Raw genomic sequence first — 19330 nt, 5'->3', positions numbered from 1 at the left:
GGTCGCCGCCGCCTCAGTAGATCATGCCCGGCACCTTCGGCAATACCGCGCCGACCGCCTTCGCATAATCGTTCCACTTGGCCTTGAGGTCCGCCAGCACGTCCGGACGCTGGGCGGCGAGGTCGTTGGTCTCGCCACGGTCCGCGCGGATGTCGTAGAGCGTCCACTCGCCATGGGCCGGGCCGAACGGCGGCTCGATCCACGTGGCCTTCCAGTTGTCGCTATAGACATAGGTGCGGCCGTACAGCTCCTCGGCGAAGGTGGTACGTGCCGGTGCCGTGGCCTTGCCCTGCAGCGTGGCCACCAGCGACAGCCCGCTGATCGGGTAGACATTGCGCCCGTCGTACACGACCTTGCCGGCGTTGCGGTTCACGCCCTTGGCGTCGTACAGCGGCGCGGCCGGCGTGCTGGGCGCGGCGATGCCGGCGAGCTCCAGGAAGGTGGGCGCCAGGTCCACCACGTGGGTGAAGGCGTTGAGTTGCGGCGACTGCGCCGCAGGCACCGCGCCCGGCAGCTTGACGATGGTCGGCACCGAATGCCCGCCCTCGGCCGGGAACGACTTCCAGAGCCGGAACGGCGTGGCGCTGACTTCCGCCCAGCGCTGGCCGTAGTCGAGATTGCTGCTGCCCGTGTAGGCGGTGGTGCCCAGCGTCGGGTAGACCGCCGCCGCCGCGTTCTTGGCGTCGTAGTTCTGGTCGTAGTTGCCGCTGAACTCGTAGTAGCTGGCTTCCGGGCCGTTGTCGGACTGGAACACGATCAGCGTGTTCTCGTACTCGCCGATGTCCTTGAGGTGGGCCACCAGCCGGCCGACGTTGTCGTCGAGGTTCTCGACCATCGCCGCGAAGATCTCCATGTAGCGGGCCTGGGCGCGCTTCTCGTCGGCGGTGAGGCTATCCCACTTCTTGTTGGCGTTCATCACGCGGGTATCCACCCCGCCCTGCGCCGCGCTGTTCGTCGAACTGACGTAGTTGGCCTGCGCCGTGCCCCAGTTGGCGGTGCGCGGGGTGACGGCCACCGTCTCGTCCCGGCCCGGGTTCGGCGTGAAGTCCGCCGGAATCAGCCCGAGCGCCTTCTGGCGCGCCAGCCGCGCCGCACGGATCGGCTCGTAGCCAGCGTCGTAGACGCCCTTGTACCGGTCGATATAGGCCGCCGGGGCCTGCAGCGGCGAGTGCGGCGCCTGGTAGGTCAGGTAAGCGAAGAACGGCTTGCCGTCCGCATTCTTGCCGGTGCTGGAATCGATGTACTTGATGATCGTGGACGTGTAGAAGTCCGAAGAGAAGAAGTTGGTGGTGTTCGGCGTGACGTAGTGGTCGTCCTCCACATAGGCCGTGCTGCCGTTGCGGCCGTAGTGGTCGCCGCCGCCGCCCAGCAGCGCGTAGCTCTTCTCGAAGCCCCACGAGACCGGCGTCTGCCCCGGCGAGCTGGCGCCCACCGCCGCGCCCTGGTTGGTGGCGTTGGGCAGGCCGCTGCCCAGGTGCCACTTGCCGGCCATATAGGTGTGGTAGCCGCCGTCCTTGAGCAGCTGGGCGATGGAGAGCGCGCGGTCGTTCAGGTAGCCCTCGTAGCCGGGCACCGGCTTGCCGTTTTCGTCGATGTAGTTGACATCGCTGGTGGCCATGGTGCCCTCGCCCACCAGGTGGTGGTCGGTGCCGGAGATGATCATCGAGCGCGTGACCGCGCAGACCGCCGCCGTGTGGTGGTTGGCCAGGATGCGGCCCTGCTTCACCAGCGCGTCGAGGTTGGGCGTGCGGATCTCGCTGCCGAAGGCGCCGAGGTCCGAATAGCCGAGGTCATCGGCCATGATGAAAATGATGTTCGGCTTCTTCTGGACCGTGGGCGGCGGCGTGGTGGCCACCGGGGTCTGGGCGGCGCTGTCGCCGTCGCTGCCGCAGCCAGCCGCCAGGGTGGCCAGGGCCAGCGCGGCCAGGCAGGCGGCCGATCGGCGGAACTGCGGGAACCGGCTGACGGGGGTTCGGGGAGCTTCTGTTCTTGTTGTCATGCGCGTCGCTCGTTTTTGACGGGAAGGAGCGCCATCCTAAGAAAGCGTTCCCCGCGCCCGAACGAATTGTTTCGCATAAGCTTCATCGGCCCGGCCGATATATGGATCTGCGTTCCAGATCAATGCCGCCGCGGCGCCGGCTATCCTGTATAACGAACGCGTGGGTATAAGCGGTCGATTGGACACCAGCGGCGCAACGCCGCCCCGTTCAACTGGAGATTGCTCACTGACGGAGTCGTTCGTCAGTGGCGCCATGCATCCAGCCGCACCCGCCCCCTGACACGACTCCCGCAAGCGGCATGACCAGCGTCCCCGAACGCCGGCATGCACGTCTTCCACCTGAGTCATCGTTAGGGGATCTCAATGATCATCGACACCAGTTGCTATCCGACGAACCTGGTCGACCTGGCCTGGCGGCATGACGGCGACCCGTTCACGGGCGAACGCCTGATCCGCATGATGGACGGTCCGTTCACCATCAACGGCAAGCCGCGCCGCATCGACAAGGCCTTCATCCAGCCGCCCCAGGGCAACACCATCTACACGTACACCGACGGCGAGCGCAGCGGCGCGGAGTCCATCGACATGTACATGGGCTACACGCGCGAGATGGTGGAGAAGTACCCGGAGCGCTTCATCGGCTGCTACGTCTACAACCCGCGCTGCGGCGTGGAGAACGGCGTGAACGCGATGGAGCACTACGTGAAGCGGCTCGGCTTCAAGATGGTCCAGTTCCAGGCCAACATGCACGCCTACCGGCCCGACCGCGCGCTGGACTGGCTGCGCCCGGCGCTGCAGAAGTGCGCCGAGCTGGGCGTGCTGGTCAAGCTGCACACCGGCGACGGCCCGTACAGCATTCCCACCGAGTGGGTGCCGATGATGAAGGAGTTCCCGACCGTGAACTTCATCATGGCCCACTTTGGCGTGCAGACCGGCGGGGTGTACTGCTTCGAGCCGTTCCAGATGGCCATGGACATGCCGAACGTGTATTGCGAGTCCGGCTGGTGCCTGCAGTCGCGCATCGTCGAGTTCGCCAAGGTGCTGCCGAAGCACAAGATCCTGTTCGGCTCCGATACCCCGCCCAACGAGCCCGGCATGTGGCTGCGCCTGCTGGAGGTGCTCTGCTTCGAGCCGCCGCAGGGCCTGAACCTGGACGAGGACACGCTCGAGGACTACCTCGGCAACAACGTCGCCCGCATGATCGGCCTGGAACCCACGCCCGTGCCGCGCACGCTCGAGGAAGCCCGCGCCCGCCTGGCCGCCTGATTCCGCACCCGGAGCCACACATGATTATCGATACCCACCTGCACCCGACCAACCTCGTCGACGAAGCCTGGCGCCACACCGGCGAGCCCTTCACCGGCGAGCGCCTGCTCAAGATGATGGACGGCCCCTACATGATCAACGGCAAGCCGCGCCGCATCGACATGGGCTTTATCCAGCCGCCGCCGGGCAACACCGGCTACCGCGACGGCAACCGCCGCGGCCGCGAAGGCATCCGCGACTACATGGCCTACGTGGCCAGCCTGTGCCAGAAGTACCCGGACCGCTTCATCGGCAACTTCACCTTCAACCCGCGCTGGGGCCCGGAGGAAGGCGCGCAGGAGCTGGAGTTCCACATCAAGGAATACGGCTTCAAGATGCTGAAGCTGCACGCCAACATGCACGGCTACCGGCCGGACCGCGCGCTGGACTGGCTGCGCCCGGCGATGAAGGTCTGCGCCAAGTACAACATCGTGGTGCTGATCCATACCGGCGATGGCCCGTACACGATTCCGACGATGTTCTACCCGGTGATCCGCGAGTTCCCCATGGTCAATTTCATCATCGGGCACTTCGGCATCCAGACCGGCGGCAACTACTCGTTCGAGGCGTTCTGGATGGCGATGGACACGCCGAACGTGTATTGCGAGTCCGGCTGGTGCTTCCAGTCGCGCATTGTCGAGTTCGCCCGGCAGCTGCCGCGCAACAAGATCGTGTTCGGCACGGATACGCCGCCCAACGAGCCCGGCATGTGGCTGCGCGAGCTGGAAATGCTGTGCGGGCCCGCCCCGCAGGGCATGGACCTGGACGAGGACGGGCTGGAGGGCTACATGGGCAACAACATCGCCCGGCTGGTCGGCATCGAGCCGACCGCGCCGCCCAAGACCCAGGAGGAAGCACAGGCGCGGCTCAAGGACACTTACGCCAGCACGCGCTGACGTCGCCCTGACCCTCGCTCGATCCTGACATCCGTCTGGTCACGCGCGGGCCGCCCTCCCCGGCCCCGCCCGCGCGCGGCAACGGACTCCCGATGGTTGTACCAGCCTGTACCCAAGCGGAGCCATGCCATGACTGCCTCAACGACATCATCCTCGCCATCTTCGGCGGGGTTCGATGACACCTCGCAGGACTTCCACACCTTCCTGGCCGCGTACCGCGCGGCGTATCCCGACGACGTCCTGACCGTGCGCGAGCCCGTGGCCGCCGACCAGGACCCGACCGCGCTGGTCTGGGCACTGGCCGCGCAGAACCGCCATCCGGCCATCGTGTTCGAGAACGTGGCGGGCCTCGCCACGCCGCTGGTCACCAACCTGTTCGCCTCGCGCGAGCGCGTGGGGCGCATGCTCGGCGGGGTCTCGCCGGCCGGCATCCATGCCGAGTACCAGGCGCGCAGCCGCCGCATGCAGCCGCCGCGCGTGCTGCCGAGCGGCGCGGTGACGGACATCGTGCAGGAGCAGGTCGATCTGTCGACGATTCCCGCGATCCGGCACTTCGCCACGGACCGGGGTCCGTACATCACCAATGCCATCCTGATTGCCGAAGACCCCGAGACCGGCATCGGCAACGCCAGCTATCACCGGTCGATGCTGCACTCGCCCACGGAGATCGCCACCAGCCTGCATTCGCGCGGGCACCTGTGGCGCATGCTCCAGCGCGCCACGGAGGCTGGCAGGCCGCTGCCGGTGGCGATGGTGGTCGGCGCCCATCCGCTGTTCATGCTGGCCGGTGCGGCGCGCCTGCCCTATGGCGTGGACGAGCGCCACGTGGCCGGCGGGCTGTTCGGTGCGCCGCTTGAGGTGGTACGGACGCCGCGTTATGGCATCGCCGTGCCCGCGCATGCCGAGATCGTGCTGGAGGGGGTGATCGACCCGTCGGCGCGCGTCGAGGAAGGGCCGTTCGGCGAGTTCACCGGCTATTCGTCCGATCGCTCCACCAACAACCTGCTGCACGTGGAGACGGTGATGCGCCGCCGCGATGCCTGGCTGGTCGATGTGGTCGGCGGCAATTCGGCCGAGCACCTGAACCTCGGACGCATTCCGCGCGAGTCAGAGATGGTGGAGAAACTGCGCGAGCGCTTTCCCGGCGTCACGGCGGTGCACTACCCGAGTTCCGGCACGCACTTCCACGCCTACGTGGCGCTGCGCCAGTCGCGCCCCGGCGAGGCGCGGCAGGTCATGCTCGGGCTGCTCGGCTGGGATCCGTACCTGAAGACCGTGGTGGCCGTCGACGAGGATGTCGACATCACGCGCGACGAGGAGGTGCTGTGGGCCATCGCCACGCACCTGCAGCCGCATCTGGATGTAGTGGTGGTGGACGGCCTGCCCGGCAGCGCGCTCGACCCCTCGGCGTCCGGCGTGGGCACCACCTCGCGCATGGGGCTGGACGCCACGCGCGGCCCGGCCTTCGACGGCATCCGTGCCCGCATCGACCCCGCCGCCATGGCCCGCGCCACGGCACTGCTGGCGCGGCTCGATACGGGAAAACACTGACCCGCCGCCGTACCCCCCCACCAGCCCCTAGATAGCGCGCCGTAGGGGCGGATTGATCGGCTTTGCCGATCGATTCATCCGTGGCGCCTGTTTACCCACTGACCGGTGGCTGGCATGCTGCCCCGATAACGACAACGCAGGTGGCGGAAGACGTGGCACAGACCACGGGGGGCGGCTACAGCGACTCCCTTCCGACCCATCATGCGGCGACCGGCCTGGAAGACCAAGGAGACAGCATGACCCCCCACCACGCCCCCCACGGGAAACCGCCCGTGCATCCGGTCGATGAAGTCCTGCCCCCGCTGCGCCTGGCCGCGCTCGGGCTGCAACACGTGCTCGTGATGTACGCGGGCGCCATTGCCGTGCCGCTGATCATCGGCGGCGCGCTGAAGCTGCCCAAGGACCAGATTGCCTTCCTGATTGCCGCCGACCTGTTCTGCTGCGGGCTGGTGACGATGATCCAGAGCATCGGCATCTGGAAGATCGGCATCCGCCTGCCGGTGATGATGGGCGTCACTTTCACCGCCATCGCGCCGATCATCGCCACCGGCTCCAACCCCGCGCTCGGCCTGCCCGCCGTATTCGGCGCGGTGATGGTGGCCGGCGTGTTCACCTACGTGGCAGCGCCCTACGTCAGCCGGCTGATCCGCTGGTTCCCGCCCGTGGTCACCGGCACCGTGGTGCTTATCATCGGCATCTCGCTGATGCGGGTGGGCATCAACTGGGCAGCGGGCGGCAACCCGACGATTGCCAGCCCGACCGGCCCGGTGCCGAACCCGGCCTACGGCCTGCCCGCCAACCTCGGCATCGCGGCGGCGGTGCTGCTGACCGTACTGGTCATGATCGCCTTCTTCAAGGGCTTCCTGTGCAATATCGCGGTGCTGATTGGCATCACGGTGGGCTTTGTCATCGCGCTGTCGATGGGCAAGGTCAGCTTCGCGGGCGTGCACACGGCGCACTGGGTGGAGCTGATCACGCCGTTCCACTTCGGCTGGCCGACTTTCGACGCCATGACCTCGGTCACGCTGTGCGTGGTGATGGTGGTGATCATGATCGAGGGCGTGGGGCAGTTCCTGGCGCTCGGGGAGATCGTGGAGCGGCCCGTCACGCCGGACGACCTGGCACGGGGGCTGCGCGCCGATGGCGTGGGCGCGCTGGTCGGGGCGGTGTTCAACACCTTCACCTATACCTCCTACGCCCAGAACGTGGGGCTGGTGCAGGTGACCGGCGTGCGTAGCCGCTGGGTGTGCGCCACGGCGGGCGGCATGCTGATCGTGCTGGGCTGCCTGCCGAAGCTGGCGTTCTTCGCGGCGTCGATCCCGCAGTACGTGCTGGGCGGGGCGGCGCTGGTGATGTTCGGCATGGTGGCGGCCACCGGCGTGCGCATCCTCGGCCATGTGGATTTTGTCGAGAACAAGAAGAACGCCTATATCGTGGCGGTCAGCATCGCCATGGGGATGATCCCGCTGGTGGCGGACAAGTTCTTCGTGCAGCTGCCGGAACTGGTGGCCAAGTTCTGCCAGAACGGCATCCTGCTCGGCACGCTCTGCGCGGTGCTGCTGAACCTGCTGTTCAACGCCCGGGGGATCGCCGGGGCGCCGGAGATGATGGCGAAGAAGATCGCCTGATCGGACTTACGCGCCCTACTCGCCCAGTTCCTTCTTGTGCTTCATCAGCAGGTCGCGGAAGGACTGGGCGGGCGGCGAAAGCGAGCGGTCCGCATGCACCAGCAGGGAGATGTCACGGTGGATGGCCGGGTCGCGCGGCGCCACCGTGACCAGCCCCAGCGCTGACGTCAGGCGCGTCACCGCAGTGCTCATCACGGCGATGCCGAGCCCCGCATCGACCATGCCGACCATCGTCAGCGGCAGGAAGACCTCGTGCACGCGGGACAGCGTGATCCCGCGCGCCGCCAGTGCCGCATCGAGGCAATCGCGGATCGGGTTGCCTCGGTGCGGGCCGATCACCGGGAGCTTCGCCACATCCTCCCAGGTCAGTTCCCGGCGCCGCGCCAGCGGGTGATGCGGCGGCATGACGATCACGAAGGCATCCGACGAGAGACGGTGCGCGGTGAGGTCCGGCTGGCCCTCCGGAATCGTGCCGATACCGAAATCGACCTCGCCCGAGCTGACCATGCGCGGCACCTCGTGCTCGGACACATCGTGCAACTCCACCTTCACGCCCGGATGCCCAACGCAGAACTCGCGGATAAAGCGCGGCAGCATCAGCGCCGCCTGGATCGACGACGCCGCAATCGACACCCGCCCCCGGCCCAGCGAGCGCAGTTCGTTGGAGTTTTCCAGCACGCTGTCGATGTCGGCCACGGCCTTCTTGACCATCGGCAGCAATTCGGCGCCGGCCTGGGTGATCTGCATGAGCCGCGTGTGGCGGTCGAACAGCTTGAGGCCGAGGTTGCCTTCCAGTTCGTGGATCAGGGCGCTGACTGACGACTGCGAGAGGTTGAGCTTCTCCGCCGCGCGCGTGAAATGCAGTTCCTCGGCAACGGCGATAAAGGCGCGCAGTTGCCGCAGCGAAACGTTCATGTTGCTGAGGTTGGCCATGTCTCCCCCGTGCTTTCTGTTGAAGCGTGGTGTGGTGGTCGATTCAGAGCGTAACACGATCAATAAATCCGGTTATGGGTATTTACCGATGATCGTGCGCCAACCATCATGGTTTCACCGACACGCCGCCCCACAGGAGCCACGATGAGAGCGTTTGAATATCTCGAACCTGCCACGCTTGCCGAAGCGTCCGCGCTGCTGCACCGCTGCGGCGGGCGCGCCAGCGTGCTGGCGGGCGGCACCGACCTGCTCGTGCAGATCAAGGAGTCGCACCGCCAGCCCGCGCAGGTCATCAACATCAAGAAGATCCCGGGGATGGACGTGCTGACGTTCGATGCCGTCGAGGGCCTGCGCATCGGTGCGCTGGTCACCACGCGGGAGGTCGAGACCTCGGACATCGCCCGGCGCCACTACGCCAGCCTGGCCCGCGCCGTGACCGACTTCGCCTCGATCCAGGTGCGCAACCGCGCCACGGTGATGGGCAATGTCTGCCGCGCGTCGCCATCGGCCGACACGCTCGCGCCGCTGATTGCCGACCGTGCGCAGGTGCACCTCTACGGCCTGTCCGGCTCGCGCTCGATGCCGGTGGAATCCTTTGTCACCGGCGCCGGCAAGACCGCGCTGGCCGCCGACGAACTGGTCTCGCGCCTGACCGTGCCGGCGCCCCGGCCCCACACCGGCAAGGCCTACCTCAAGCATGGTCGGCGCGTGCAGATGGAGCTGGCCACGGTGGGCGTGGCGGTGTCGATCACGGTGGAGCGCGGGCAGTGCCTCGACGTCGGCATCGTGCTGGCGGCGGTGGGCCCCACGCCGATCCGCGCCGTCCACGCCGAAGCCATGCTGCGCGGCCGCCCCGTCTCGGCCGGGCTGGTCCTCCAGGCCGCGCACGCGGCCATGGAAGACGCCCGCCCGATCAGCGACGTGCGCGCCAGCGCCGATTACCGCCGCGAGATGGTGGGCGTACTGACGCGCCGTGCCATCGAACTGGCCCTTCAGGAAACGGAGACCCACTGATGCGCCAACTCATCGCACTCACCATCAACGGCGAGCCCCGCGAACTCGCGGTGGAGCCGCACAGCACGCTGCTCGACGCCCTGCGTTATGACGCCGGTCTCACCGGCACCAAGAAGGGCTGCGACGTGGGCGAATGCGGCTCCTGCACGGTCCTGATGGACGGCAAGCCGACCAACGCCTGCCTGGTGCTGGCGCCCGAGGCGCACGGCTGCACGCTGGTCACGATCGAGGGCATCCAGCCCGACCCCGACACCGTGCACCCGGTGCAGGACCAGTTCATGCGCTGCGGCGCGGCCCAGTGCGGCTTCTGCACGCCGGGCTTCGTGGTCATGGCCAAGGCGCTGCTGGAGGAGAACCCCCAGCCCACGCGCGAGGAAATCCGCTTCGCCATCGCCGGCAACATCTGCCGCTGCACCGGCTACACCAAGATCATCGAGGCCATCGAACAGACGGCCGAGGCCCTGCGCCACGCACCGGAGGCCACGCGATGACCCACGCCGTGATCGGACACAGCGTCAAGCGCACGGACCTGCTCGACAAGGTCACCGGCAACGCGAAGTACGTCGCCGATATGCCGCTCGCCGGCCTGCTCCACGCCAAGATGAAGCGCAGCAACATCGCCCATGCGCGCATCCGCCGCATCGACGCCTCGGCCGCGCTGGCGCTGCCCGGCGTGAAGGCCGTGCTGACGCACGAGAACGTGCCGCGCGTGCTGCATGCCGGCTCGCCGCACCCGCGCTCGGCCTCGGTCACCTGCGACCAGTACATCCTCGACGACAAGGTGCGCTACTGGGGCGAAGGCGTGGCCGTCGTGGCCGCCATCAGCGAGGAGATTGCTGCGCGCGCCGTCGAGCTGATCGAGGTCGAGTACGAGCCGCTGCCCGCCGTGTTCACCGTGGACGATGCCGCCGCGCCCGGCGCACCGCTGATCCACGACCGCGAGCCTGGCGGCAACCTCGTGCTGCCACCGGTGCGGATCGAGCGTGGCGATGTGGACAAGGGTTTCGCCACGGCCGACTTCATCCTCGAAGGCGTCTACGAGGGCGGCCGCCCCACCCCGGCCTACATGGAACCGAACGTGCTGACTTGCAAATGGGACGGCAACGGCAACCTGACCGTGTGGATCTCCACGCAGACCGCCTTCATGGTGCGCGGGATCATGGCCGAGGTGCTGGGCCTGCCGCTGCACAAGGTGCGCGTGCTGGTGGATCACATGGGCGGCGGCTTCGGCGCCAAGCAGGACCTGTTCCAGAGCGAATTCCTGTGCGCGCTGCTGGCGCGCGAGACGCGCCGCCCGGTGCGCATGGAATACACACGCGAGGAGACCTTCCTCGGCGGCCGGACGCGCCACCCGGCGCGGGTCTGGCTGCGCCAGGGCTTCCGCAACGACGGCACGATCACCGCGCGCGAGGCCAAGGTGGTGTTCAACTCGGGCGCCTATGGCTCGCACGGGCCCGGCGTGACCAACGTCGGCACCGCGGCGATGGTCTCGCTCTACCGCTGCGAGAACGTGCGACTGGAGGGGCGGTGCGTCTACACCAACAGCCCCATCGCCGGCGCGTTCCGGGGCTACGGCGTGGTGCAGACCTACTACGCGCTCGATATCCAGATGGACGAGGCCGCCGCCCACCTCGGCCTGGACCCTGCGGAACTGAAGCTGCGCAACGCGGTGCGCGAGGGCGATATCGCACCGTCCAACCATCCGCTGATCGGCCACGGGCTGGAAGCCTGCATCCGCAAGGGCATCGAGGCCACCGGCTGGGCGCAGCGGCGCGCGGAGACGCGCCAGCAGCAGGGCGTGATCCGACGCGGCTGGGGCGTGGGCTGCGAGATGCACGGCAGCAGCGCCTACCCCGGCATCAAGGAGCAGGGCAACGCCATCATCAAGATGAACGAGGATGGCACCGTGGTGCTGCTGACCGGCGCCGCCGGGCTCGGCACCGGCGCGCACACTGCGCTGGCGCAGATCGTGGCGGAGGAGTTGTGCATCCCCTTCGATTGCGTGAGCGTGGTCCATGGCGATACGGACGTGGTGCCGTGGGACATCGGCGCCTTCGCCAGCCACACCACCTATATGGTCGGGCGCGCGGCGCAGATGGCCGCTGGCGAGATCAAGACGCAGTTGTTGGCCCGTGCTGCCGCACAGATGGAGACCACGCCGGAGCAGCTCGACATCGCCAACGGCGTGATTGCCGTACGCGACCGCCCCGGCCCCACGCTGACCGTGCGCGAGGCGGTCATGCCGCGCAAGGGCCTGCCCGCTGCGCAGTTCGTCGGCACCGCTACCTATCACCCGACGAAGTCGTACTCGTTCGCCGCGCATTTCGTGGAAGTGGAGGTCGATACCGAGACCGGCTTCATCACCGTGGCGCAGGTGGTGCCCGTTCACGACATCGGCAAGGTCATCCACCCAGTGGCGGCGGCGGGCCAGATCGAGGGCGGCATCCAGCAGGGCATCGGCCATACGCTGTACGAGGACTACCAGATCGACATGCAGACCGGGCGCTCGCTCAATGCCAACTTCGTGGACTACAAGATGCCGCTGGCGATGGACATGCCGCCGATCCACACGATCCTGCTGGAAGCCGCGCCGGACCCGGGCGGGCCGTTCGGTGCCAAGGGAGTGGGCGAGGACCCGATCGTCGCCATCGGCCCGGCCATCGCCAACGCGGTGTACGACGCCATCGGGGTGCGCTTCCGCCACTACCCGATCCGGCCCGAGCAGGTGCTGCAAGCCCTGGCTGCCAAAGCTGGGGAGGCCCGGCCATGAGCGCCCCGCGCCGGCTCGTCGTGGCCATCACCGGGGCCAGCGGCGCGGCCTACGGCGTGCGGCTGCTCCAGGCGCTTGGCACGGCGGAGGGCTGGGAGACGCATCTGGTCTGCTCGCCGTCCGGGCTGCTGACGATCCATCACGAACTCGGCATGCAGCGGCCCGAGGTGGAGCGGCTGGCGGATGTGGTGCACAACGTGCGCGATATCGGCGCGACCGTGGCGAGCGGCTCATTCCGCTGCGACGGCATGGTGGTGGCGCCCTGCTCGATGCGCACGCTGGCCGCCATCGCCACCGGTGTGGCGGACAACCTCGTCACCCGCGCGGCGGACGTGATGCTCAAGGAGCGCCGCCGGCTGGTGCTGCTGGCGCGCGAGACGCCGCTGCACCTCGTCCACCTGCGCAACATGACCACGGTGACCGAGATGGGCGCCATCGTCATGCCGCCCGTGCCGGCGTTCTACGCCCATCCGCAGAGCGTGGACGACATCGTCGGCCATACCGTGGGCCGTGTGCTGGACCTGTTCGGCGTGGAGCACGCGGGGCTGGTCTCGCGCTGGCGCGGCATGCGCGCCACGCTCGCCGCCGTGCATTCTGACTTTCCCACCCAGGAGACATCATGACCTTCCCGCAAGCCACGCCCGTGCCCGTGACCATCCTTACCGGCTTTCTCGGCGCCGGCAAGACCACGCTGCTCAACCACATCCTCACGCAGAAGCACGGCCACCGCATCGCGGTGATCGAGAACGAGTTCGGGGAGGTGGATGTCGATTCGGACCTGGTGATGACCTCCGACGAGGAGATCTACCAGATGACCAACGGCTGCATCTGCTGCGTGGTGGACGTGCGGACCGACCTCGTGCGGATTCTCCAGAAGCTGCTGGCCCAGCCGGAGCGCTTCGACCATATCCTCGTGGAAACCAGCGGGCTGGCCGACCCCACGCCGGTGGCGGCAACCTTCTTCATGGACAACGACGTGGCGAAGCAGGTGACGCTCGACGGCATCCTGACGCTGGTGGACGCGGTGCACATCGAGTCGCACCTGGATGACCCGCAGCTGTCCGGCTTCGACAACCAGGCGGTCGACCAGATCGTGGCGGCGGACCGCCTCATCCTGAACAAGTCCGATCTGGTCAGCGCCGAGCAGCTCGACGCGCTGGCGGCGCGGCTCCATCACCTGAACGAGGGCGCGCAGATCCTGCGCTCGAACCACGCCCAGGTGGATCTGTCGCGCATCCTCGGCATCGGGGGCTTCACGCCCGGCGTGGCCACGCTGCCGGCGGACGACCTGCACGCGGGGCACGACCATGACCACGATCACGATCATGTGTGCGACGAGACCTGCGAGCACGGCCACGCTGACGACGACGCCCACGCCCATCGCCATGATCCGTCGGTGACGTCCGTCTCGCTGCTGTTCGACACCCCGTTCGACCGCCAGCGCCTGGAACACGCGCTCAAGGCCCTGCTGGCCGCGCAGGGCGACGATGTCTTCCGCATGAAGGGCATCGTCGCCGTGCAGGACGACGACCGCCGCCACGTGCTGCAAGCCGTGCACCGGCTGATGGACTTCCATCCGGCCGACCCGTGGGACGCGCGCCCACGCGAGAGCAAGTTCGTCTTCATCGGCCGCAACCTCGACCGCGCACGGCTCCAGACGCTGCTGCGCGTCTGTCAGCCCGCGCAGCTGGCGGCCTGATTGGTAGTTTGATATCGCTCTGGGACCCGTCTGCCGGACAGTCGGGTGTTTGCCGGTGCAGCGCGGCTTACGCCGCCTGCACCGTTTTTTTGGGGGCATCAGGCGCCATCGTCGATGGGTGCCCTGCGGTAATATCCTGCGCTGCCTTTTCAGCCTGGCGACGAGCAATGCACGCGTGGTAAGCGTCGCTTTGCGCGCTCGATCCAAGGTGTTTTCTTAGGCAAGTGATCAACCATTCTCCTGTGCTGTTTAGCGCAGGGTGACCTCGACTGCCCCCGCGCTTTTCTCCGCTTGTAACAGTTGGCAACAGCGAAGCGCTCCCTTGGCGTTTGACGCCTTGGGGCAGCATCCCTATGCACGCACACCCATCGTGCGCTCGGCGAACCCCGATTTACATCAATCAAGCAATCCAAGTATGGAAGTGAAATCTCTACACCCTTTGCATGACCTTCCCACCAAGGGAACGGTTCTGTTGACCGCTCTTGTGCTGACCGTAGCCGGTTGTGGCGGCGATGGTGACCCTGCAGAATCGACTGCCGCGGCCCCCACCCGTCAGGTCGCGCAGGTGAATTCGGGCTTCGATATCCTCGCCAATCTGGATGCCTTGAAAATTACCACGGGCCCCTTTGCCGGCGCCTATCAGGTTGGCGTTGGCAGCAACTGGCTCAATTGGTATTTTGCGAATATCGGCCTGTTCGCCTTCATCAAGGACCGTCCCAATGAAGTTCGGACTTACATGGACTTGTATATCCGGAACGTCAGCCCTGCGAACTACACCATCAACGACGTCAAGTTTGGTGGCGATCTGAATTCCCCGATCCAGTGTCCCGCCGACTCCAACGATTCGTATGCGTCGACATTCCTGTCGCTGGCATCCGAGTACATGAGAGTCACTGGCGACATCGAATGGTTTCGGCGCAACCTGCCAGCTCTCAAGTCCATCGCGTATGCGAATCTGGCTGCCCCGCAAAAGCCGAACGGCCTGATCTCGGTCTTCCGGCAAGACTACGCGCCGCCGACCCATCCGACCTATTGCGCCAGCTTTACGCCGTCAAGCATCGCCTACACGGAAGACAATACGGAAAATTATCGGGGGCTGGTCGATTTTTCCAACGCACTCAAAGCGCTGGGCGATGCGGATGCAAGTTACTACAACCGGGTTGCCGCATCGGTTGCCGCGGGAATTCAGGGCCGATCCGATGGCTCGATCTTTTATGTCGCGGATGCCGAGAACACGCCCAATCCAAATTTCTATCCCGGTACGGTCACGCAGGTGTTTCCGCAGCTCTATGAAGTCCCCTTGTCCGCCGATGCGGTGTCCACACAGCGCCGATATGACAATGGCTACGCCTACCTGAGTGCGCACGCGCCGACCTGGTCCACCCAGATCGATCCGAGCGCAGGCTATCCGTGGATGCTCTTGGGCTACGTCGCGGCGAAACGAGGCGACACGGCGCGCGCGCAGCAGCAGATGGCACTGCTGCGAGCCAATAGCGGAAAGGCGATCATCAACGAGATTGGCTTCTACAAGCGCATTCTCGATGCGGGCGTCAAAGAGACAGGCTAACTTCCTGCGCCGTCGAGGGCCGACGCAGCGCTAAAGGGGCGGGCTGATGCCCGCTTCCACAACGCACTACGCGCTACCGTTCGACCCTCTCCCAACTCATCGCCCACCCATACAACGCAATACATCCGAACACCAGCATCGTGGGACCGAACACAAACGACAGCAGCGGCATCAACAACAATGAACAGGACACCATCAGGTAAACGTGCAACGTCAGCTGCATCGGCACCGCGATGATAATGAACACCAGCGTGAGCAACGTCAGGAATATCTTCTTCGGCCAGGAGAAGTCGAAGATGTAATAGACAAGCGCATGTCCCCATGGCAACAGGAACAGCAAGCTGGCGCAGGTCTTCAGGCCGTTGTCCACATAGCGGCTGGCCGTATACGGAAAGCTATGCGGCGCCACCGCGAAGAACAGGAGCGCCGTGCCCTGGATGAACACCGCGAACAGCAGGAAGTATCGCAACGGCAGATACAGGTCCCGTATCCGAAAGGCCATCAGGCAGACCGCGAGCGTCGCGATCAGCGTCATGCCCCATGTCACCGTGTCCGGCGCCGGTGCAACGACAGTGGTGTAAGGCAGGTTGAAGTCGAACCATGCCACCCGGGTCAACTGTTCGAGGACGACACCATCGATGCCGAGCTTGTCGATCCAGAAGCGCAGCACGCCCGCCCACAGCCAGCTGATATCGTCGCGCAGCATCCACTCGGCCAGGTTGAATCCCGCCGGTACGAGCATGATTCCCGCGATGGTGGGAAGGGATAACGTCAGGTGGTCCAGAGAGCGATGCCTGGCCAGGCACAGGGTGGTCAGGCCAAGCGCGTCGCTCTGGTCGCGGGTGGCGGCAGTATGTCCGTGAGGGTGCGTCATGGCTAGAACTCCGCGAAGACCCCGATTTCCGCCTGCTTGCGCGTATAGGACGGGTTGTCGTAGTAGATGGCGCGCAGGTTGATGCCATAGCGCTTGGTGATCCATTTACGCCAGGTCAGCGAGACCTCATGGCTCTTGAAGTCGCTCAGCAGGGCCTGCTCGCCGGTCAGTTGGTAGGCTTCGCTGCCGCCGTCGTACTTCAATGTGATGAACTGATCCTTGTCGCGGCCGTAGGCAATGGCGACAATGCCGCGATTGGAGCGGACATTGCCCGGGTCGCTGCGGTTCAGCCGTGCGCCCAACTGGAGGATCCAGGGCGCGTCGAAGTAATAGGTCAGGCCAAGCAGCAGGGTCTTGTCGGTATAGACATCCTTGGCGCGGTAGTAGGTAAAGCCAACGCTCGCCACCAGGTTCTTCTTCTCGAGCAGTTTGCGGAACAGCAACCCATCGGCCCGGAACTCGGGCAGGAAGAAGCCGCCCGCGCTGGTGCCGGCGCTGATGAAGCCATACCAGTTCTCGTCGAAGGTGCGCGTGTAGCCCAGGCCGAAGAACGTGCCCTGATCGCCAAAATGGCTCTGGTGGCTGATTTCGCCAGTGACGTAGTCCTTCGGGGTGAAATTGACCCCGCCTCGCACGTACTGGTCGTTCCAGTTGGCATTGTCGCCGGAGAGGTTGGCGTGGCCGAGGCCGCCTTCGATGAAACCGGTGAGCAGCGGCGCGAATGTTCTTGGCGGCGTGGCTTCCGCCTGGGCGCGGACATCGGTGGCGGCGAGCAGTGCCAGCATGCCCAGCAGGGGCAAGGCACGGGTGCCGTTGGTTCTGGTATCGGAGTGCTTTGCCATGCGTATCCTCTCGATCGTGAATCGATGTCGCACGGAAGGCCCTGCCAGGAGCCTCCGGCCCGCAAGCTGCCGATGCACCATACACCGCTTCGCCATGGGCGGTCGATGCGAACTGGCCCGAAGGGCAGGTTATGGTCGCGGGTGATGCAAATCAGCGACACCGCATGCCAGCCGGAGGCGGTGCCACCACCTGTTCCGCAGTGAGGCGTGACGCGAATGCCAGGTACAGCGCCTCCTCCAGGACATTCCAGTGCGTGCCATGCCGGAACTGGATGGAGCGCATGCGCCAGCACGCAATCGCTTCCTTGTCTCCCATCTTGTCGGCCACCAGGGCCACCAGTCCCCACGGAAAGTCGGCCTCGGACATCTGCAGCCAGACCATGCGGTTCTCCTTCATCCACAACGCGTAGGCCGCCGCATGGGGCCGGCTGGCGGGCCGGATATCGGCCAGGATGGGGAAGATCTGCGCCACGGCGTCCGGGTAGAACTCCGACTCGGTGCGTGGCTGGGTGCTGACGAGGTAGCCCAGGTTGGGGCGCCAGAACACCCGCAGGATGTCCTTGTCGAGCTGTTCGGCCTTGCGCATCCAGCCGGCGGCGCCTGCGGCATCGCCGCGGCGCCGGTGATAGTCGCCGACAGCCTTGAAGGCACTCGACACTTCCACGTTGTCCATCAGCAGGGCCACCGGAAGCTTGGCCGAGATCAGGTAGACGCCGGAAGCCGGGGCGCGCAGGGTGTCCAGGTGCCGGCTCGCCTTGTCGAAACTGGCCTGCCACGCCGGCGGCATGCCCTTGGGCGGCGCCGCGCGTACCAGCAATTCCATCCAGACCGCCATCAACGCGTCGTCGGCGTCAGCCTCCTGGCACGAGACGAAGCGCTGGCCTTTCACGCAGTAACGGTCGAAGCGTCCGTCCGCGTGCTGGCGCGGAAGCAGCCAGCCGATCCAGCGGATGGCCGCGGTTCGCGTGGTCATGCCGGCGTCCTGCGCCGCCAGCAGTGCCTTCGACGCAAAGTACGGATCGATCGAGTCCCCGTTGAAATAGGTCGTGATCGCCCCGTCGGGCCGCTGGTAGTCGGCCATCACCAGCTCGGCGGCGCGCGCCGGCGCGGTGAGGCTGGTAGCAATCAGGAGGAGCAGCGTGAGCAATGTCTTCATGGTATGCCGGGGCATGGTGGAGTGGCCGCATGGCCATCCGACAAGACCCTTCCTCCCTCCGGGGCGCATGCCGCGCCATAAACCACTGTTCCGGCGCACACGCGAAGCACCGGCGCCACCAGGGTGGTGCATTTGTCCGCTGTGCCGATCGTACAGCGCGCGCCGACATCGATCTCGCGCTCGGCGGCCACGGGTCCGGCGATGACGCATTCGCGCGCCACCGAGATGGCGCCCGCGGCAATCAGGGCCCCGTCGATGCGCACCCGCGTACCCAGCCAGATGCCACCGCTTGCCTTGACGCTGCCAATGATGCGCGCCCCGGTGCCGATCCACAAGTCGCCATGCACGACAAGGTCGCCGCGATACAAGGTGCTGGCGGGAAATGTCAGATCATGCGTGACCAGCCAGCGGCCATCCCTGGCTTCGGGCGGCACGATGACGGCATGGGCCCAGTCTCCCCCGGCCGGTGCGGCGGCATCCATGTCGAATGGCACGCCAGCGTGGCGTGGGCCGAACCAGATCACCGCGGCGCTGACCGAGGTGAACTCGCATTCGTCTTCCAGGCGGATGCCGTACAGCGCCGAAGCTGGCCCGAGCAAGCGCCCCTTCGCCTCCACGTGGATACTGCGCGCATGCGCCCAGCGCTGCAGCTCGCTGCCGCTGCGCATCAGGATCTCGCCTTCGGACAGCAGTACCTGCGTGCGATTGCGCCGGCCCGTGGAAATACTGCGGCGGCCGTAGATAGGCCGGGAAAACGTGTGGAGATCCGGAAGCACCAGCGATCCGCCGGTGACGATGGCGCGCTCGCACACGCCATCGAATGCCTCCGCCGCCTTCGGCATGAACTTGCCAGTGACATGGACTACGGGGCCCAGGTCGTCGAGTGGGTGTGCCACGGCGTGCAGGCCGTTGCCATCGCCATGCCGCGCGGCGAGCGCGCGGAATCCCGCCGCCACCGCCGCGACGTCCAGCGTATGTTCGCCATCGATGGCCAGCGGGTGGGTATCGCGGCGGCGCCGCCACTCGATCACGGACGGCAACAGCGGCAGCGCAAAGACCAGCATGGTGAGCGTGCCGAGCAGCAGGGGCCACATGG

At 66.5% G+C, this 19330-nt stretch carries 16 protein-coding genes; 10 read left to right on the top strand and 6 right to left on the bottom strand.

Annotated features, from left to right (window positions below; genetic code table 11):
* Nucleotides 1–13: 13 nt before the first annotated feature.
* The gene (locus tag AC1DFU_RS04535; protein WP_441591245.1) at nucleotides 14–1999 is read right to left on the bottom strand and encodes an arylsulfatase; all 1986 of its coding nucleotides are present in this window, start codon (nucleotides 1997–1999) and stop codon (nucleotides 14–16) included.
* Nucleotides 2000–2362: 363 nt separating this feature from the next.
* Here AC1DFU_RS04535 and AC1DFU_RS04530 point away from each other — a divergent pair, with 363 nt between their 5' ends.
* The 4 genes from AC1DFU_RS04530 (at nucleotide 2363) to AC1DFU_RS04515 (ending at nucleotide 7379) form a co-directional block, all read left to right on the top strand.
* The gene (locus AC1DFU_RS04530; RefSeq protein WP_092293967.1) at nucleotides 2363–3265 is read left to right on the top strand and encodes an amidohydrolase family protein; all 903 of its coding nucleotides are present in this window, start codon (nucleotides 2363–2365) and stop codon (nucleotides 3263–3265) included.
* A 20-nt stretch (nucleotides 3266–3285) separates the two neighbouring features.
* A complete protein-coding gene (locus AC1DFU_RS04525) occupies nucleotides 3286–4200 on the top strand; it encodes an amidohydrolase family protein (protein ID WP_092293969.1) in 915 nt (304 codons plus the stop codon).
* A gap of 129 nt (nucleotides 4201–4329) precedes the next feature.
* Nucleotides 4330–5751, top strand: coding sequence for a UbiD family decarboxylase (locus tag AC1DFU_RS04520; RefSeq protein WP_441591244.1), 1422 nt, complete (start codon nucleotides 4330–4332; stop codon nucleotides 5749–5751).
* Nucleotides 5752–5987: 236 nt separating this feature from the next.
* Nucleotides 5988–7379 carry a nucleobase:cation symporter-2 family protein gene (locus AC1DFU_RS04515; protein WP_092293972.1) on the top strand — a complete coding sequence of 464 codons (1392 nt, stop codon included), beginning with the start codon at nucleotides 5988–5990 and terminating at the stop codon, nucleotides 7377–7379.
* Between the two features lie 15 nt (nucleotides 7380–7394).
* Here the strand turns inward: AC1DFU_RS04515 and AC1DFU_RS04510 are convergent, their stop codons facing one another.
* Entirely contained in the window at nucleotides 7395–8312 is a 918-nt protein-coding gene (locus AC1DFU_RS04510) for a LysR family transcriptional regulator (RefSeq protein ID WP_092293974.1), read from the bottom strand.
* Between the two features lie 144 nt (nucleotides 8313–8456).
* Between AC1DFU_RS04510 and AC1DFU_RS04505 the strand changes: the two genes are divergently transcribed.
* The 6 genes from AC1DFU_RS04505 to AC1DFU_RS04480 all read left to right on the top strand — a co-directional run bounded on the left by AC1DFU_RS04505 (nucleotide 8457) and on the right by AC1DFU_RS04480 (nucleotide 15362).
* On the top strand, nucleotides 8457–9326 hold the full coding sequence (locus AC1DFU_RS04505) for an FAD binding domain-containing protein (RefSeq protein ID WP_441591243.1): 870 nt from the start codon (nucleotides 8457–8459) through the stop codon (nucleotides 9324–9326).
* A complete protein-coding gene (locus tag AC1DFU_RS04500; RefSeq protein WP_092293978.1) occupies nucleotides 9326–9817 on the top strand; it encodes a (2Fe-2S)-binding protein in 492 nt (163 codons plus the stop codon). Before AC1DFU_RS04505 ends, AC1DFU_RS04500 begins: the two co-directional genes overlap by 1 nt.
* Entirely contained in the window at nucleotides 9814–12096 is a 2283-nt protein-coding gene (locus AC1DFU_RS04495; RefSeq protein WP_092293980.1) for a xanthine dehydrogenase family protein molybdopterin-binding subunit, read from the top strand. Before AC1DFU_RS04500 ends, AC1DFU_RS04495 begins: the two co-directional genes overlap by 4 nt.
* Nucleotides 12093–12719, top strand: a complete 627-nt coding sequence (locus AC1DFU_RS04490) for a UbiX family flavin prenyltransferase (protein ID WP_092293982.1) — start codon at nucleotides 12093–12095, stop codon at nucleotides 12717–12719. The genes AC1DFU_RS04495 and AC1DFU_RS04490 overlap by 4 nt, the downstream gene beginning before the upstream one ends.
* Entirely contained in the window at nucleotides 12716–13795 is a 1080-nt protein-coding gene (locus AC1DFU_RS04485) for a CobW family GTP-binding protein (RefSeq protein WP_441591242.1), read from the top strand. The genes AC1DFU_RS04490 and AC1DFU_RS04485 overlap by 4 nt, the downstream gene beginning before the upstream one ends.
* A 322-nt stretch (nucleotides 13796–14117) precedes the next feature.
* Nucleotides 14118–15362: a glucosidase family protein gene (locus AC1DFU_RS04480; RefSeq protein WP_441591241.1), complete on the top strand. Its 1245-nt coding sequence runs from the start codon at nucleotides 14118–14120 to the stop codon at nucleotides 15360–15362.
* Between the two features lie 73 nt (nucleotides 15363–15435).
* Here the strand turns inward: AC1DFU_RS04480 and AC1DFU_RS04475 are convergent, their stop codons facing one another.
* From AC1DFU_RS04475 to AC1DFU_RS04460, 4 genes are all read right to left on the bottom strand, one after another.
* Complete coding sequence (locus AC1DFU_RS04475) at nucleotides 15436–16236, bottom strand: hypothetical protein (RefSeq protein ID WP_092293988.1); 801 nt, start codon at nucleotides 16234–16236, stop codon at nucleotides 15436–15438.
* Between the two features lie 2 nt (nucleotides 16237–16238).
* Complete coding sequence (locus tag AC1DFU_RS04470) at nucleotides 16239–17078, bottom strand: YaiO family outer membrane beta-barrel protein (protein WP_092293990.1); 840 nt, start codon at nucleotides 17076–17078, stop codon at nucleotides 16239–16241.
* Nucleotides 17079–17229: 151 nt separating this feature from the next.
* Nucleotides 17230–18234, bottom strand: a complete 1005-nt coding sequence (locus AC1DFU_RS04465) for a prenyltransferase/squalene oxidase repeat-containing protein (RefSeq protein ID WP_255370786.1) — start codon at nucleotides 18232–18234, stop codon at nucleotides 17230–17232.
* Nucleotides 18231–19328 carry a bactofilin family protein gene (locus AC1DFU_RS04460; protein WP_441591240.1) on the bottom strand — a complete coding sequence of 366 codons (1098 nt, stop codon included), beginning with the start codon at nucleotides 19326–19328 and terminating at the stop codon, nucleotides 18231–18233. Before AC1DFU_RS04460 ends, AC1DFU_RS04465 begins: the two co-directional genes overlap by 4 nt.
* Nucleotides 19329–19330: the final 2 nt, after the last annotated feature.

The organism is Cupriavidus sp. 10L45 (assembly GCF_056395225.1).
The sequence above is the reverse complement of the archived record's forward strand: the minus strand, read 5'-3'. Positions and strand labels throughout refer to the sequence as shown.

What these genes read in the sequence shown, in the direction of transcription:
- AC1DFU_RS04535 (WP_441591245.1), bottom strand. Translation starts at nt 1,999, where the DNA reads ATGACAACAAGAACAGAAGCTCCCCGAACCCCCGTCAGCCGGTTCCCG.
- AC1DFU_RS04530 (WP_092293967.1), top strand. Translation starts at nt 2,363, where the DNA reads ATGATCATCGACACCAGTTGCTATCCGACGAACCTGGTCGACCTGGCC.
- AC1DFU_RS04525 (WP_092293969.1), top strand. Translation starts at nt 3,286, where the DNA reads ATGATTATCGATACCCACCTGCACCCGACCAACCTCGTCGACGAAGCC.
- AC1DFU_RS04520 (WP_441591244.1), top strand. Translation starts at nt 4,330, where the DNA reads ATGACTGCCTCAACGACATCATCCTCGCCATCTTCGGCGGGGTTCGAT.
- AC1DFU_RS04515 (WP_092293972.1), top strand. Translation starts at nt 5,988, where the DNA reads ATGACCCCCCACCACGCCCCCCACGGGAAACCGCCCGTGCATCCGGTC.
- AC1DFU_RS04510 (WP_092293974.1), bottom strand. Translation starts at nt 8,312, where the DNA reads ATGGCCAACCTCAGCAACATGAACGTTTCGCTGCGGCAACTGCGCGCC.
- AC1DFU_RS04505 (WP_441591243.1), top strand. Translation starts at nt 8,457, where the DNA reads ATGAGAGCGTTTGAATATCTCGAACCTGCCACGCTTGCCGAAGCGTCC.
- AC1DFU_RS04500 (WP_092293978.1), top strand. Translation starts at nt 9,326, where the DNA reads ATGCGCCAACTCATCGCACTCACCATCAACGGCGAGCCCCGCGAACTC.
- AC1DFU_RS04495 (WP_092293980.1), top strand. Translation starts at nt 9,814, where the DNA reads ATGACCCACGCCGTGATCGGACACAGCGTCAAGCGCACGGACCTGCTC.
- AC1DFU_RS04490 (WP_092293982.1), top strand. Translation starts at nt 12,093, where the DNA reads ATGAGCGCCCCGCGCCGGCTCGTCGTGGCCATCACCGGGGCCAGCGGC.
- AC1DFU_RS04485 (WP_441591242.1), top strand. Translation starts at nt 12,716, where the DNA reads ATGACCTTCCCGCAAGCCACGCCCGTGCCCGTGACCATCCTTACCGGC.
- AC1DFU_RS04475 (WP_092293988.1), bottom strand. Translation starts at nt 16,236, where the DNA reads ATGACGCACCCTCACGGACATACTGCCGCCACCCGCGACCAGAGCGAC.
- AC1DFU_RS04470 (WP_092293990.1), bottom strand. Translation starts at nt 17,078, where the DNA reads ATGGCAAAGCACTCCGATACCAGAACCAACGGCACCCGTGCCTTGCCC.
- AC1DFU_RS04465 (WP_255370786.1), bottom strand. Translation starts at nt 18,234, where the DNA reads ATGAAGACATTGCTCACGCTGCTCCTCCTGATTGCTACCAGCCTCACC.
- AC1DFU_RS04460 (WP_441591240.1), bottom strand. Translation starts at nt 19,328, where the DNA reads ATGTGGCCCCTGCTGCTCGGCACGCTCACCATGCTGGTCTTTGCGCTG.